Source organism: Streptomyces sp. NPDC008137 (assembly GCF_042957035.1).
Classification (GTDB): domain Bacteria; phylum Actinomycetota; class Actinomycetes; order Streptomycetales; family Streptomycetaceae; genus Streptomyces.
Window position 1 is genome coordinate 309,636 of the sequence record NZ_JBIBHN010000006.1, and the last position, 13,701, is coordinate 323,336.

Below are 13,701 nucleotides of genomic sequence, written 5' to 3' on the forward strand. Positions count from 1 at the left end.
TCGCGGGGGCGCTGTGGTCGGAGGACTGGGACGTGCCCGCGTCGAGGGCGGCGACGGCAGCCGTCTCCTCCTCGGTGAGGGTGTGGGTGAGGGTGAAGTCGAAGACGTCGAGGTCGCAGGAAGTCCAGAAGACCTTCCACCACCCCGAGGTCGGCGTCCTCACCCTCATCGGCCAGAGCATGCGGCTCGAAGGCACCCGGCCAGCGCCTCGGCGTCCGCACCGCCGGCACCGGCACCCCCGACCACGACGCCATGCTCCCCCGCGGCCTGATCGGTTGTCAGCCGTGCCGTGCTTGCTTACGAGCGCGGCGCCTGAGGCCCAGTCGCCCGCGTACCTTGCGCCGGGCCGGCGGAGCCGGTCCCTCGACAGGCATCCCGGTACGGCCGTAGTGGATGGCGGCCATGCGGTCGCCGTGCTGTGAGTTCAGCAGGCGGATGAGGAGGACCCCGACCACGATCATGCCCAGGATCACGGCCACGGTCACGAACGTCGCCACCACCGTCCTCACCTTCCCGTCGGGATGCGTCGACGTGCGGCCGAGTCGCGGGCCTCATGCCCGCCTTCGGAGTCCCAGACCGCTTCCACGGCCCGGTCGGCTTCGCGCAGTGTCCGCAGGCGCTCCGCCTCCTCCGTCAACCGGCTCGCGGTCAGCGTGCCGTGTGGGTCACTCGCGGCGGCCATCAGCCAGGCGGCCGAGTCGGGCGTGGTCTGCGGCGGGACGACCAGGAGGTTCCAGCGGCCCACGTGGTAGGAGAGCAACAGCAGTTCATCGGGGTCCTGCTCGGCCAGGAACCAGCCCACGTTCACCACATGCCCGGCGACGGGCACCTTGCGTGGAACGACCGGCCACCGCGTGGGATTCACCGTGACCCGTGTGATCCGCCCCCACAGCGGATCCAGTACGGCGGCCAGGGCCGGGAGTTCCGCCGCGAGATCGCGGGAGCGGGGCCACCAGGCGCCGTCCAGCAGAGCCGGGGCGGAGCCGACGGGAGCCAGCGACAGACGCGGAGAGGCCGGGGAGAACCGGTCTTCGGCTTCGGTCGTCGGCGGGTGGGAAATGGTCGCAGTCATGACGCGAACCCTGCCCCGGGCCGGTCGCGACCGGCCCGAATATTCGATCGCCGAAAACGACACGAGCCTGGCAGCCGGTGTTCGAAATATCCTCGGTATTTCCAGCGTACTCCTCGAACAGGCCCGACGGACCGTACGGAGGCCCGGCCTATGCGCTGCCGGTGTCGAGAAGGATCCGTTCGGCTCGCGTCACGCTGCCGGCGCGGACGGCTTCGGCCATGGCCGCGCGCGCGGCGTCCGGCGTCGCGTGCGACGGGACCACGAGGAGCGAGAAGAGATCCCGCTCGCCCCGGGTGATGAGGGCGGTGTCGTCACTTGCCGCGAAGGAATCGATGTGGACGACACGGCCGTCGATGGTCATCCGTGTCGGCAGCCCTTCCCAGGCGCCGGCGTCCAGGCCGACACGCGTGACGGGCCCGAGGTACTCGGTCAGTGCGGAGATCAGGCCGGGCAGTTCGGCGGCGATGTCGCGGGAACGCGGCCACCACGCCCCGTCGAGCACGCCCTGCCGGTCATGCGTCGTCTCCAGCCGTACGACAGCCGTCCCGGGGCGGACGGCCTGGTGGACGGCGTCCGGCAGGAGCCTGGTCGTACGGGCGGATGAGGAGTCGGCCATCGCACTCGCCTGCTTCGCTGTCGTCACTCCTGATCGCTCGCGGCGGCCGCCATCAGCGGTTCCGCCGCCTCCTCGGCGGTGTCCGGAGGCACGACCAGCAGGTCCCAGCGTCCCCGGCCGGGGGCGAGCAGGACGGCGGTGTGCGGGGCGGACGCGGCGAGGGCCCTGTGCAGCCGTACGACCTGGTTGAAGACGAGCGTGCGGCCGGGCACCGCCGACCACACCGTCCCGTTGACGGTGACGCTGGTGATCTGGCCCCACGCGCGCGGCAACCCCGCGAGCAGCGACGGAAGTTCCGCGAGCAGATCGTACGAACGGGGCCACCATGCTCCGTCGATGGGCCGGGGCATGTCGCTGCGGGGCGCGAGACGCATCCGGAGGGCGGGCCGGGTGGGAATCTGGGGCTGCAGTGCGGTGGTCATGACGGCTCCTCGGCCTGGATGCGGATGGCGCGGCCGGGGTCACGGGCTGCCCCAGTGGGAACGGGTGAGGTGCTCTGGAGGGAAGGTGCTCGCATGGACTCGCCGGAGACGAGGCGACGGTCCGGGGCCGGTCGATTCCGGCATACGGAAGTACTCGTGGTCTCCACCGTACTCCCACCTGTGCAACAACCGGGACGGTTCGGGACGGTTCGGAATCGGTATCACGTTCACACGGCGGGCACCGCGGCCATTCTGATGCGCCCGGCGGTCTTCGGTGAGAGGCTGCCCTGACTGAGGGGCGGCGTGGTGGAGGGTGCGGTGCCCGGTGTGGACGACGAGGGACGGCCGGGGCCTGCGGCCGGGCCGGGACTCTGGCTGCGGGTCGTCGAGCAGCTGGGCACAGCCCTGATGGTCGTCGACCCGGCCGGACGGATCCGCGCCGTCAACCCGGCCGCCGAGCGGCTGCTGGCCCGTACCGCCACCGCGATGCTCGGTCAGGACGCGCACGAACTGCTGCACCGGGACGCGTCCGGCGGCCCGCTCCGCCGGGAGCGGTGCCCCCTGCTCCAGGCGCTGGCCGAGAGGGCCTCCGCACGCGGGGAGGGCGACCGCTGTCTGCGCGGTGACGGCCACCTGGTCACGATCTCCTGGTCCGCCTCCCCCTTGGCGGACGACGGCTCCTTCGAGGGCATGGCGGTGCTGTTCACCGACCTCACCGGCGACCAGGGGGTGCGTCGGGAACGCGCGGCCTACACGAAGGCCCTGGAGGACCGCACCGAGCGGCTGACGCTGGTCGCGGAGATCACCGACGTCCTGGGGCAGACCCTGGAGACCGACGAGGCCCTCGCCCGGCTGGGCCGCCTGCTGGTGCCCCGCCTCGCCGACTGGGCGGCGGTGGACCTCCTGACCACTTCCGGACAGGTCCACCGGGTCGCGGTGACCGGTCCCGCGGGCCGGGAGGCCGGTCTGGAGGGCAGGCGTGAGCAGCTGCCCGACGCCGGCGAGGCGGACGGCTCACCCCTGGTCCAGGTACTGAGCGGTGGTGATCCCGTCCTGCGGAACGAGGCGGAGAGGGCCACACCGCCCGGCTCCCCCCTGGCCACCGTCCACAGCGACTTCCTGCGGGCGGCGGCCGCGACCTCCGCCCTCACGGTGCCGCTGGGCTCCGGGCAGCGGATCACCGGCGCCCTGACCGTGGTGCGCACCGACCGGGCGCACCCCTTCGACACCGAGGACGTGGCGGTGGTGAGCGACATCGGCCGGCGGGTCGGCCTGGTCATCGACAACGCACGGCGGTTCGGCCGCCAGCGGGCCGTCGCCGAGGCCATGCAGCGCAACCTGCTCGCCCCGCTGCCCCGGCCCGGCCGGCTGCGGCTGGCCGCCCGCTACCAGCCCGCACCGGCCGGCTCCCAGGTCGGCGGCGACTGGTACGACGCGTTCGCGCTGAAGGACGGCACGCTCGCGCTGGTCATCGGCGATGTCGTGGGCCACGACCTGACCGCGGCGGCCGGGATGGCCCAACTGCACGGTGTCCTGCGCTCACTGGCCTGGGACCACATCGGACAGCCCGGCGCCGTCATCGACCGGCTCGACGACGCCATGCCGGCGATCACCACCGTCCCCCTGGCCACGCTCGTCCTCGCCCGGGTCGAAGGCGACCCGCACACCGGCCCGTGGACGCTGCGGTGGACCAGCGCCGGCCATCCGCCGCCGCTGCTCCTCACCCCCGGCAAAGACGCCCGGTACCTCGAAGCCGGACAGGGACTGCTCCTCGGCGCCCGCCTGGGCACCGGCAACCGGCCGAACGCCACGCAGGAACTGCCGCCGGGCTCCACCCTGCTGCTCTACACCGACGGCCTGATCGAGATCCCCGGCAGCGACCTCGACACCGGCCTCGGCCGGCTGCGCCGCCATGCCCTCGCGCTCGCCGACGCACCGCTGGACACGCTGTGCGACCAGTTGCTCGCCCGGATGCCGCCCGGCAGCACCGACGACGTGGCCCTCCTGGCCCTGCGGCTGCCGATGCCGTGACGGCGGTGACGGGGTCGCGGCGCTCAGGTCCCCAGGACCAGGACGCGGACCGGACCCGGGGGCAGGGTGCCCGGGGTGTCGCCTTCGAGACACCGCCACCCCCAGGACCGCAGCGCCTTTACGGTCCCGGCGTCGGAGCGGTTGACCAGCGTGACGCCGACCGTGGCGCCGTGGTCGGTGAGCAGCCGCCGCTGGAGGCGACGGGCGAGGTTCCAGGCGCGGTCCTGGTTCTGCCGGCGCACCCAGGGCTGCACGAGGATCACGCAGACCACGAAGAGCCGCCCGGAGCCCGCGAGACGGAGCAGACTCCTCGGGAGGTAGCCGTCGAAGCCTTCCCACCAGGGCCCGTCGCCGCGTACGGGGAAGCCGTAGGCGCACCCGGTCAGGGCGGTGGTCTCGGCGATCAGCAGCGAGAACCCCGGTCGCCTCGCGTCGGCCGCCAGCCGTCGCAGGAAGGCGCCGCGGGCCTCGTTCCACGCCCACGGGCCGCCGCCTGAGGTGTCCGCGTACAGATCGCCCAGCTCCCCCAGCCGGTCCGTGACCTGACACCGGGTCAGCTCACGGACCCGGGCGCCTTCACGGGGCGAGGAGCCACGCTCCGGCCGCGGCGGACGCGGCCTCAGCGTGTCTCGGCGGTCCGGGACGGCCTGCCGCCCGGGAAGCTCCGTGGTCGTCGGCGCGACCGGAACGTGCACCGTCATCAGGCAAGCCCTGCTCCGGGCACGGGAGGACCCGACCCGGTGTGTCGTCGTCGCCGAGGGCGGCACCGGTGTCGGGGCCGGTGCGCGAAGGGCTCTCGGTACCTCCACGGTACTCCCGGCCGCGCACCCGTCCGCCGGGGCCACGGCCGGGAACCCCGGGTGGTGCGGCTACCTGGAGGCGGCGGTGACGAGGCCGACCAGCCGGACCTGGTGCCCGTCGGGCATCGGGTCCGGGCACTCGGCCGCGAGGGCCGCGGCGGGCCGGCCGGTCCGCGTCTCCCGGGTCAGGATCCGCACCCGGCCGCCGGGCGGGTCCTCGACCAGCCAGGCGTGCAGCGCGTCCAGTCGCACCTCCGGCGTGCCGTCCTGCCTCGCGGTCCCGGACAGGCGGCCGGGGACGCCCTCGGCCGGGGCCCGGAATTCCGACCAGGGTGTCCGGCGGCGGGAAGCCGAAGGTGCCGAAGCGGAACGCGAGGCCGTCCTTCATCCGGGGGCCGTCGCGGTTCGGGGGTGTCCTTCTCGTCAGTGCGGTGTCAGGGTCAGGGAAGCTTCTTGAGCAGTTCGGCGGCGAGCGGAGCGGAGGAGGCCGGGTTCTGGCCGGTGACGACGTTGCGGTCGACCCGGACGTGCGGCGCCCACGGCTCCCCGGTCACGACCGTCAGCCCGGCCTCGGTCAGCCGGTCCTCCAGCAGCCACTTCGCCTTGTCGGCGCTGCCGGCGAGCCGCTCCTCGGTGTTGGTGAAGGCGGTGATCCGGTAGCCGGCGTAGGCGTTGGTGCCGTCCTCCTTCACCGCGGGCAGCAGCGCGGCCGGACCGTGGCAGACCACGCCCACCGGCAGCCCGGACTCCACCGCGCGGGCGAGGAGGCGGCCGGAGTCGGTGTCGACGGCCAGGTCCTCCATCGGGCCGTGGCCGCCGGGGACGTACACCGCGTCGAAGTCGTCGAGACGTACGTCGGCCAGGGTCAGCGGGGTCCGGAACTCCGCGGCGCCCTCCACCACGGCCTTGATCTTCGCGGCGTTCTCCGCGCCGCCCGCGGCCTCCGGCGCCAGGCTGCCCGGGTCGACCGGCGGGACGACGCCGCCCGGAGTGGCCACGGTGATCTCGTGGCCGGCGGCCTTGAACGCCTCATAGGGGGCGACCGCCTCTTCGGCCCAGAAGCCGGTGGGGTGCTTGCTGCCGTCGGCCAGCGTCCAGTGGTCGGAGCCGGTCATCAGGAAAAGGATCTTCGCCATGGGGTGCTCCTACGCGTTCTGAGGGATGGTGGGTCCACGTGGTCCGGCCGCGTCGTCGCTCCGGCGCCGGAACCGGTCTCCATCGGAGTACCCACGGGAGAGCCGATTTCGGCCATCGACACTCCGATGCGTCCCGGCGGCCGCTCCGGCGTCATGGCGAACCGGACGCCCGATGCCACCGGTACCGGCAGGCGGCTACCCGCCCACGCCGATCTGAACCTGGTGGTGACCGGGGGCTGCCAGGACGGCCGGCTCTCGACGTCGGTCTGCGGCTTCCAGACGATCCCACCCGGACTAGGAGTCGTACGGCCCTTCGCCGTGCCCGCCGTCGCAGCGGGCGTTCCTGGGGGTGAGGCGGCGGTAGGCGGCGCGGGCGTGGGCCAGGCGGGCCAGGGCCGTGCCCAGGAGGGCGGCGGCGAACAGGCAGGCCAGCCATGTGGTGTCACGGTGCCCGGCCCAGGTGAGGGTGCCGGCGGGCGGGATGACGAAGCCGTTGAGGAACAGCCAGCAGAGCAGGGCCGTTCCGGGGGCGGCGGTGAAGCGGGCGCCCAGGCCGAGCACGGCGGCCAGCACGGACAGCGCGGGCAGGGCCAACTCCGGACGGTCCGGCCCCACCACGGTGTTGAGGCACGCCACCAGCGCCGGCGCGCCCGCGAAGGCCCCGGCCCAGACCAGCGGGGTCGCCACCGGCTGGGGGACGGGCCTGGCTCCGGCGCCCAGGGGCATCCACTTGATCACGACGCTGTCGCTTCCGCTCCGCCGGCCGGACGGCGCAGTCCCGCGATGAGGAGTCCGACCAGGCGGCGTGCGTCGTAGCGGGGGTCGCTGTCCGCGCCGATGCAGAGGTTTCCCACGCCGCGCATGAGCTCGTACGCCTCGATGCCGGAGTCGATCTCACCCGCGTCGGCCGCGGCGGTGAGCAACTCGGCGCAGACCGGCACGAGTCGGTCGATGAAGTAGGCGTGCAGCGTCTCGAAGCCGGCGTCGTCGGAGTGCAGGGCGGCGGCGAGGCCGTGTTTGGTCACCAGGAAGCCGACGAAGAGGTCGATCCACCGCCGCAGTGCGGCGTGCGGGCTAGCGGCGCTCGCCAGCAGGGCCGGTCCGGCCTCGGCGCAGGCGTCGACCTGGTGCCGGTAGACGGCGATGACGAGGTCCGCCCGGTTGGGGAAGTGGCGGTAGATCGTGCCCACCCCGACACCGGCCCTGGCCGCGATGTCACGCACCGGCGCCTCCACGCCCGACGTGACGAAGACCGCGGCGGCCGCGTCGAGCAGGGCCGCCTTGTTGCGCCGGGCGTCCTTGCGCCGGGACGGTGCCGCGCGCCGTTCGTCCTCGCCACTGCCGTTCACCGCGTCGCTCCTCCTCGGAACTCACTCTTGCAGAAACGGAACAGTGTTCCGTATCGTAGTAAGCGGAACGCTGTTCCGCTTCCCTCATGATGCCAGAGGAGACACGGTCATGCAGTACCGCACCCTGGGCCGCACCGGCGTACAGGTCAGCTCCCTCGCGCTCGGCGCGATGAACTTCGGACGGATCGGGCGCACCACCCAGGACGAGGCCACCGCCCTCGTCGACGCCGCCCTGGAAGCGGGGATCAACCTCATCGACACCGCCGACAGGTACAGCGGTGGCGAGTCCGAGGAGATGGTCGGCAAGGCCATCGCGGGCCGCCGCGAGGACATCGTGCTGGCCACGAAGGCGAGCATGCCGATGAGCGACGAGCGCAACCACCAGGGCGCCTCGCGCCGCTGGCTGGTCACCGCGCTGGAGAGCAGCCTGCGCCGCCTCGGGGTCGACCACGTCGACCTGTTCCAGATCCACCGGTGGGATCCGCGCACCGGAGACGAGGAGACCCTGTCGGCACTCACCGACCTGCAACGCGCGGGGAAGATCAGGTACTTCGGCTCCTCGACCTTCCCCGCGTACCGCATCGTGCAGGCCCAGTGGGCCGCCCGCGAGCGGCAGCTGAGTCCCTACGTCACCGAACAGCCCGGATACTCGGTCCTCCAGCGCGGGATCGAGACCCATGTCCTGCCCGTCACGCAGGAGTACGGGCTCGGCGTGCTGGTGTGGAGCCCGCTCGCCTCGGGCTGGCTGACGGGCGCCGTCCGCGAGGGCCGGGACATCACCACGAACCGCTCGACGTTCATGCCGGAGCGCTTCGACACCTCCCTTCCCGCCAACCGGGCCAGGCTCGACGCCGTCGAGCAACTCGCCGGGGTCGCCGACCAGGCCGGACTGACCATGATCCAGCTGGCACTCGGCTTCGTGACCGCGCATCCCGGCGTGACCAGCGCCCTGATCGGCCCCCGCACGCCGGACCACCTCACCGCGCAACTCGCCGCCGCCGACACCGTGCTCACCGCCGACGTGCTCGACGCGATCGACGCGATCGTCCCGCCCGGCACCGACCTGGCCCCGCACGAGAAGCACGACACCCCGCCCGCGCTGCTCGACCCGTCACTGCGGCGCCGCTGACCGGCCGGGGACGTGTCAGGCGTCCTCGATGGTGATGTAAGGGGTTTTCACCTGCTGGCCCTTGAGATCGAGTAAGTGAGCGCAACTATGTATGAGTGAGTGTCACTGTCAGGGTGTGAATCTGCGTGCGGGTTCAGCTCGGCGCCCGACGTGAGGACGATGTGGTCGTGGCGGGTACGCGGGTCCCGGCCCGGGACCCCCGGCCGTGGCCGAACAGGACGACCGAACCGCCGACGACGGCAAGGCCCATCAGGACTGTTCCGAACAGGGTGGCCCCGGCGGGCAGGCCGACGGCGTCCATCAGATAGCCGGTGGACACCGGCAGCAGCCCGGCCGGGAGGTAACCGCCCACGTTCAGCGCGGCGTTGGCCTCGGCGAGCCGCTGCGGCGGAACGCCGGAGTTGAGCAGCGACAGACCGCCGAGTTGGCCCATGCCCTGGCCGGACCCGGCGAGCAGCGCGGAGGCGACGAGCGGGGCGGCCGACGAGGTGTGCACGGCGACGATCAGGGCGCCCATGCTCAGCGTGGTGCTGATCGCACCGGCGGTCAGGATGGTGCGCCGGGACAGCTTCCGTACGGCGAACTGGACGCAGGTGGCGGCGAGGAACATCACGAACGCCGTGGCTCCGGCGACGATCCGGCTGGCGGTGCCGAGCAGTTCGGTCAGCAGGGTGGGGCCGAGCGACAGCACGAAGGACGTGGCGGTGATGCCGGGTGCGAACACCGCTATGCCCAGGGCGAGATGGACGCCGTTGCCGTGCGGCACACCGGGTACGCGCACCCAGGCGCCCTTCCCGCGGGCGGCGGGACGGCGTACGGGCATGCGCAGCACGGCGAGGACGGCCGTGACCAGCAGGACCGCCTCGACGGCGAAGACGGTCACGGTGGGCGCCGGCAGCGTCTCGGAGAGCAGGCCGGCGAGCAGCGGGCCGAGGCCTGCGCCGAAGACCATCGCGCAGGATGCGAGCAGGGCGGCCAGTCGCCCCCGCTCCGGGCCCGCGACGTCGGTCACGGCGGCCATGCCCGCGGAGACGACGGCGCCGACGGCGATGCCGGTGAACAGCCGGGCGATGATCAGCGCGGTCACGGTCGTGGCGGTCGCGAAGATCGCGCAGGCGGCGAGCGCCAGGGCGAGGGCGGGCAGCAGCACGGGCTTGCGGCCCAGCCGGTCGGAGACCACGCCCGAGACGAGCAGCGAGCCGAGCAGCCCGACGATGTAGAACGCGAAGACGACGGTCAGGGTGCCCTTGGAGAACCCGATGTCGCGCTGCCACAGCACATACAGCGGGGTCGCGGCGTTGGACAGCACGAAGACGGCCGTGACCGGCCACGCCGCCAGCCACACCCACCAGGTGGGGGTACGGGGTGCGGCCTGACTCTCGGACATGGTGGATCCCTCCGGCAAGCTCAGTACGAGTTTTCTCGAACTTAGCATGCAGTACGATGAAACTCGTACAAGCGATTCGGCTGCCAGGGAGCTGCCCATGTCCGCGACGGCTCACGACGTGCCGGCCATCAAGGTGATGCCGGAACCGGAAGACTTGCCGGAGCCGCTGCCCGAGCCGGCGGCGGAGGAACTGCGTCTGGAGGCGGTGCTGGGCGCGCTGAGCGACCCGCTGCGGCTGACGATCGTGCGCAAACTGCTCCTGGAGTCGGAGGCGTTCGACCACTCCTGCGGCTGGTTCGGCCTGGACCGCCCCAAGTCCTCCCTCACCCACCACTTCAAGGCCCTGCGCGAGGCCGGCGTCACCCGCCAACGCCAGTACGGCCTGGAACGCCGCAGCCACGTCCGCGTCACCGACCTCGAAGCCCGCTTCCCCGGCCTGCTGGGCCTGGTGGCGGCATGGGCCCCCGAGACGCCGAGCTGACGCGGGGCGGCCAGGGGTACCACCGCCGAGGGCCGGTAGCGGTTGATCGCAGCACGCCTCACCGCCCTCCCGGCCCGTCACCCCCGCCGCATCCGCCGGAGCGCGGCCCGGGCCGGGAGGACGGTGGCCGCGACGGCTACCAGCAGGCAGCCGGTCACCACGCCCGCGGCCCAGGGCCAGGCCACCGCCAACTCGACCGGCAGGCCCAGTTCCCCGCGCAGACCGTGGACCGTACCGAACAGGGCGGGAGCGGCCACCGCGAGGCCCAGAACCGCGCCCAGGGTGACGACACAGCCCGTCTCGGCCACGAGTGCCAGCAGCACCTGGCGCGGTGTCGCACCGGACAGGCGCAGGACGCGGAAGTCCCGTGTCCGGCCGGCGGTGGCCGCCAGCAGGGTGGAGGCGACGGCGATCATGGTGTAGCCCGCCGTGATGGTCACGAGGATCAGGGTGAAGCGCCGCACCAGCCGGTCCTCCTCGGCGTCGTCCGAGGCCGCGTACGCCGCCACCGACACCTCCTCGGCGCCGAGTCCGGCGGGGAGCGGGGCGCGGGTGGGACCCGTGCGGTAGGCGACGTCGGCCAGCGCCGACGGGTCGTGGGCGCGGACCAGTTCGCGCGGCAGGAACACCTGGTACGGCATCGAATCGTCCACCACGGCGGTCACGCGCGGACGCAGGACACGGCCGTCCTCGAAGGTGAGTACGGCGGTACGGCCCTCCCGCCAGCCGTGCGCGGCGGCCACCGCGGCGGTGACGACGACGGCGTTCCCCCGCGGCACCCGCACCGCGTACGTCCGTTCGAAGTCGGGCGCCACCCCGGCCGCGGACAGGGCCGCCCCGCCCTCACCGCCGTAGACCGTCGTCGACAGCGGCGCCGGGCCCTCGACCCGGGCGACCGCGGCGTCCGACAGGCCCGGCGTCCCCCGTGGCACGACCGCCGCCTCGGCCCGTACGGCCGCTGCCTGCCGGGTGGTATCGGCACTCTGGGTGGTCTGCACGGCGCTGGTGATCAGCACGGCGAAGGCGACGGTCGCCAGCACCGGGGCGATCGTGGCGGACGTGCGGCGCACGGCGGTGATCATGTTCTCGCGTACGAGCACGGCCGTCGCGCCGGGGCGCCGGGCGAGCGGCCGGGTCAGCGCCCCGGTCAGGGGCCCGGCCAACGCCGGCAGGAGGAGGGTCAGTCCGGCCGTCAGGCCCATGGCCGCGCCCAGGGCCAGCAGCACCATGGCATCGGCCCCGGCGAAGGCCGTACCCACCGAGCAGACCGCGCCCACGCCTACCGCCGCCAGCCCTGTGCCCCACCGGCGGCGGGTCATCGGACGGCTGTCCACCGCCGCCTCCCGCATCGCCTCCAGCGGCTTCACCCGGGACGCCCGTCGCGAGGCGGCACCCGCGCCGGCGAGTGCCACCGCCACGCCCAGGGCCCAGGCGGCGGCCGGCACCCACCAGCGGATGCCCACCTCGAACCCCGCCGGCTGGAAACCCGCGTCGACCAGCAGCCCGGTCATCGCGGGCGCGAGCGCCACTCCCGCGATCGCCCCCGCGCCGGCGCCGGCGGCCCCCACCACCAGGGCCTCCCCGTACACCAGCCGCCGCACCTGACGCGGCGTGGCGCCGATCGTGCGCAGCAGACCGAACTCGCGGCGCCGCTGGGCGACGGCGAACGCGAACGTCGAGGACACGTTGAAGACGGTGACGAAAGCGGAGAGCAGCGCCATGGCGGTGAGCACCTGGCCGCCGATCCAGCGGGTCATCTCGTCCTGCCGCGGCGCGAGCGCGTCCCGGGCGGCACCGGTCAGGACCGTGCCGTCGCCGCCGGTGACGCGGCGCGCGGCGTCCGCGACCCGAGTGGTGCCGGTGCCGGGTTCGAGGACCAGGCCGATGGCCCGTACTCCGCCCGACAGTTCGGCGGCCCTGCCGTCGGTGACGTAGTAGCCGGGTCCGGCCATCGTCCCGGACACCGAGAAGCGCTGCGGCCCGCGCGCCGTCAGTACCGTGACCGGGTCACCCGGCCGGTGCCCGAGGGACGCGTCCATGACGATCTCGCCCGCCGTGGCCGGCGGCCTGCCCGCGCTCAGGCCGTACGAGGCGAGCGCCGCGGCCGACCAGGGGTGGCCCTGCCGCTCCCCCGCGCGCTGCTCGCTGTCCGGTGCCTGCGCGTAGAACGACCGGTCGGACACCGCGGCGGCCACGCCCGGCAGTCCGGCGAGCTTCCGCCGCAGCCGCTCGGCGCGCTCCGGTGCCCACGGCGGGTTCTCCGCGAACACCCCGCCGGTTTGCTCCCCCGCCGGGCTCTGCACCAGCACCGGCGCCCCCGCGAGCCGCCGCGGCACACCCGTACCGTCCGACAGCAGGACCAGCGCGCTCATCGTGACGACCGCGACGCCCAGCGCCACGGCCACGAACGACCCCAGGAAGGAGGTCCACCGTTCCCTCGCCGTCGCCAGGCTGATCACGACCGCACCTCCAGGGCCGCCGTCCGCGCCGCGATCGCCTCGGCGCCCTCGGCACCCGGCAGTTCGTCCGCGAGCCGTCCGTCGGCCAGCAGCAGCACCCGGTCCGCGTACGCCGCCGCGGCCGGGTCGTGCGTCACCATCACGACCGTCTGACCACGGCTGTCCACCAGGTCGCGCAGCAGCCGCAGCACGACCCGCGAGGCGGCACTGTCCAGCGCGCCGGTCGGCTCGTCGGCGAAGAGGACGGCGGGCCGCGCGATCACCGCCCGCGCGATGGCGACGCGCTGCTGCTGGCCCCCGGACAGTTCGCTCGGCCGGTGCCCGTGACGGTCGGCGAGCCCGACCGCGGCGAGGGCCGCCCGCACCTCGTCCGCCGCCGGGCGGGACCCCGCGAGTCTCAGGGGCAGTTCGACGTTCTGCGCGGCGGTCAGCGCCGACACCAGGTTGAACGCCTGGAAGACGAACCCGACCCGTTCCCGGCGCAGCACCGTCAGCGCGTTCTCGTCCAGCCCGCCCAGTTCCGTACCGTCGATCAGCACCTCGCCCGCGCTCGGCCGGTCGATGCCCGCCGCGCAGTGCAGCAAGGTGGACTTGCCGGAACCGGAGGGGCCCATGACGGCCGTCATCGTCCCGGCCGCGAAGTCGAGGCTCACGTCGTCGAGGGCGGTGACGCCGCGCTCGCCTGAGCCGTAGCGCTTGGTCACCGACCGGAGCCGGACGGGCGGCGGCACGGTCGAAGTGCCCCGCAGGGAAGTCGTGTTGGCTGTGGTCATGCCTTCCAGACAACGACGGCCGCACCGCCCGGCACATTGCCGCACG

At 73.6% G+C, this 13,701-nt stretch carries 15 protein-coding genes; 3 read left to right on the forward strand and 12 right to left on the reverse strand.

Features of this window, described 5'->3' with window-relative positions; all coding sequences use genetic code 11:
* Positions 1 to 278: 278 nt before the first annotated feature.
* The 4 genes from ACFZBT_RS13140 to ACFZBT_RS13155 form a co-directional block, all read right to left on the reverse strand.
* A complete protein-coding gene (locus ACFZBT_RS13140; RefSeq protein WP_391102137.1) occupies positions 279 to 497 on the reverse strand; it encodes a hypothetical protein in 219 nt (72 codons plus the stop codon).
* Positions 498 to 505: 8 nt separating this feature from the next.
* Complete coding sequence (locus tag ACFZBT_RS13145) at positions 506 to 1,072, reverse strand: DUF5994 family protein (RefSeq protein WP_391102139.1); 567 nt, start codon at positions 1,070 to 1,072, stop codon at positions 506 to 508.
* 148 nt (positions 1,073 to 1,220) lie between these two features.
* Entirely contained in the window at positions 1,221 to 1,688 is a 468-nt protein-coding gene (locus ACFZBT_RS13150) for a DUF5994 family protein (protein WP_391102141.1), read from the reverse strand.
* Between the two features lie 23 nt (positions 1,689 to 1,711).
* Complete coding sequence (locus tag ACFZBT_RS13155) at positions 1,712 to 2,110, reverse strand: DUF5994 family protein (protein ID WP_391102143.1); 399 nt, start codon at positions 2,108 to 2,110, stop codon at positions 1,712 to 1,714.
* Positions 2,111 to 2,428: 318 nt separating this feature from the next.
* Here ACFZBT_RS13155 and ACFZBT_RS13160 point away from each other — a divergent pair, with 318 nt between their 5' ends.
* Positions 2,429 to 4,141, forward strand: coding sequence for a SpoIIE family protein phosphatase (locus ACFZBT_RS13160; RefSeq protein WP_391102146.1), 1,713 nt, complete (start codon positions 2,429 to 2,431; stop codon positions 4,139 to 4,141).
* 23 nt (positions 4,142 to 4,164) lie between these two features.
* On the opposite strand, the gene ACFZBT_RS13165 is transcribed toward ACFZBT_RS13160, so the two are convergent.
* The 5 genes from ACFZBT_RS13165 to ACFZBT_RS13185 form a co-directional block, all read right to left on the reverse strand.
* Positions 4,165 to 4,842 carry a hypothetical protein gene (locus ACFZBT_RS13165; RefSeq protein WP_391102149.1) on the reverse strand — a complete coding sequence of 226 codons (678 nt, stop codon included), beginning with the start codon at positions 4,840 to 4,842 and terminating at the stop codon, positions 4,165 to 4,167.
* 168 nt (positions 4,843 to 5,010) lie between these two features.
* Complete coding sequence (locus tag ACFZBT_RS13170; RefSeq protein ID WP_391102151.1) at positions 5,011 to 5,193, reverse strand: hypothetical protein; 183 nt, start codon at positions 5,191 to 5,193, stop codon at positions 5,011 to 5,013.
* A 188-nt stretch (positions 5,194 to 5,381) separates the two neighbouring features.
* Complete coding sequence (locus ACFZBT_RS13175) at positions 5,382 to 6,077, reverse strand: DJ-1/PfpI family protein (protein ID WP_391102153.1); 696 nt, start codon at positions 6,075 to 6,077, stop codon at positions 5,382 to 5,384.
* Positions 6,078 to 6,371: 294 nt separating this feature from the next.
* Positions 6,372 to 6,815, reverse strand: a complete 444-nt coding sequence (locus ACFZBT_RS13180) for a hypothetical protein (protein ID WP_391102155.1) — start codon at positions 6,813 to 6,815, stop codon at positions 6,372 to 6,374.
* Entirely contained in the window at positions 6,812 to 7,426 is a 615-nt protein-coding gene (locus tag ACFZBT_RS13185) for a TetR family transcriptional regulator (protein ID WP_391102158.1), read from the reverse strand. Before ACFZBT_RS13185 ends, ACFZBT_RS13180 begins: the two co-directional genes overlap by 4 nt.
* 109 nt (positions 7,427 to 7,535) lie before the next feature.
* On the opposite strand from ACFZBT_RS13185, the gene ACFZBT_RS13190 reads away from it, so the two are divergent.
* Positions 7,536 to 8,555, forward strand: a complete 1,020-nt coding sequence (locus ACFZBT_RS13190) for an aldo/keto reductase (protein ID WP_391102160.1) — start codon at positions 7,536 to 7,538, stop codon at positions 8,553 to 8,555.
* Positions 8,556 to 8,688: 133 nt separating this feature from the next.
* Here the strand turns inward: ACFZBT_RS13190 and ACFZBT_RS13195 are convergent, their stop codons facing one another.
* Positions 8,689 to 9,942 (reverse strand): MFS transporter, encoded by a 1,254-nt coding sequence (locus tag ACFZBT_RS13195; RefSeq protein WP_391102163.1) that lies wholly within the window; start codon positions 9,940 to 9,942, stop codon positions 8,689 to 8,691.
* Positions 9,943 to 10,039: 97 nt separating this feature from the next.
* Between ACFZBT_RS13195 and ACFZBT_RS13200 the strand changes: the two genes are divergently transcribed.
* Positions 10,040 to 10,423, forward strand: coding sequence for an ArsR/SmtB family transcription factor (locus ACFZBT_RS13200; protein ID WP_391102166.1), 384 nt, complete (start codon positions 10,040 to 10,042; stop codon positions 10,421 to 10,423).
* A 77-nt stretch (positions 10,424 to 10,500) separates the two neighbouring features.
* On the opposite strand, the gene ACFZBT_RS13205 is transcribed toward ACFZBT_RS13200, so the two are convergent.
* Together ACFZBT_RS13205 and ACFZBT_RS13210 are read right to left on the reverse strand one after the other, a co-directional pair.
* Positions 10,501 to 12,882, reverse strand: coding sequence for an FtsX-like permease family protein (locus tag ACFZBT_RS13205; protein WP_391102168.1), 2,382 nt, complete (start codon positions 12,880 to 12,882; stop codon positions 10,501 to 10,503).
* On the reverse strand, positions 12,879 to 13,655 hold the full coding sequence (locus tag ACFZBT_RS13210) for an ATP-binding cassette domain-containing protein (RefSeq protein ID WP_391102170.1): 777 nt from the start codon (positions 13,653 to 13,655) through the stop codon (positions 12,879 to 12,881). The genes ACFZBT_RS13205 and ACFZBT_RS13210 overlap by 4 nt, the downstream gene beginning before the upstream one ends.
* Positions 13,656 to 13,701: the final 46 nt, after the last annotated feature.